Source organism: Paramagnetospirillum kuznetsovii (assembly GCF_003284725.1).
Classification (GTDB): domain Bacteria; phylum Pseudomonadota; class Alphaproteobacteria; order Rhodospirillales; family Magnetospirillaceae; genus Phaeospirillum; species Phaeospirillum kuznetsovii.
This window is the reverse complement of sequence record NZ_PGTO01000064.1, coordinates 1-668: the sequence shown is the minus strand read 5'-3', so window position 1 is coordinate 668 and position 668 is coordinate 1. Positions and strand designations below refer to the sequence as shown.

Sequence of the window (668 nt, the reverse complement as noted above, 5' to 3'; positions counted from 1 at the left end):
CACGAATGAACACAGATAAAGAAAATCAATATTTCTATTCGTGTTTATCCGTGTTCATTCGTGGACCCTATCACCTGATGTCGGACGGTTGAACGGAAGGATTTGAGGACCATGACCATTCTGGTTCTGGCGGAACATGAAGGCGGCGCCCTGAAGTCCGCGACCCTGAACGCGGTGACCGCCGCCACCAAGGTCGGCGGCGATGTGCATGTGCTGGTGGCCGGGTCCGGCATCGGCGCGGTGGCGGAGGCCGCGGCCAAGATCGCTGGTGTCGCCAAGGTGCTGAGCGCCGACGCGGCGCAGTACGGCCATCATCTGGCCGAGCCGCTGGCCGATCTGGTGGTGGGGCTGGCCAAGTCCTATTCCCATGTGCTGGCGCCCGCCACCACCTCGGGCAAGAACGTGATGCCGCGCGTCGCCGCGCTGTTGGACGTGGCGCAGATTTCCGAGATCGTGGCGGTGGTCTCCGCCGACACCTTCGTGCGTCCCATCTATGCGGGCAACGCCCTGGCCACGGTGCAGTCCAAGGACGCGGTGAAGGTGATCACGGTGCGCGGCACCGGCTTCGAGGCGGCGGCCCTTGGCGGCAACGCCCCGGTCGAAGCCGTGGCGGCTGGCGCCGATGCGGGCCTGTCGGCCTTCGTCGGCCAGCAATTGTCCAAGTCGGA

At 65.0% G+C, this 668-nt stretch carries 1 pseudogene; it reads left to right on the top strand.

Going from position 1 to position 668, the window contains the following annotated elements:
- Positions 1–111: 111 nt before the first annotated feature.
- A pseudogene (locus tag CU669_RS20955) lies at positions 112–668 on the top strand (electron transfer flavoprotein subunit alpha/FixB family protein); the annotation flags it as partial.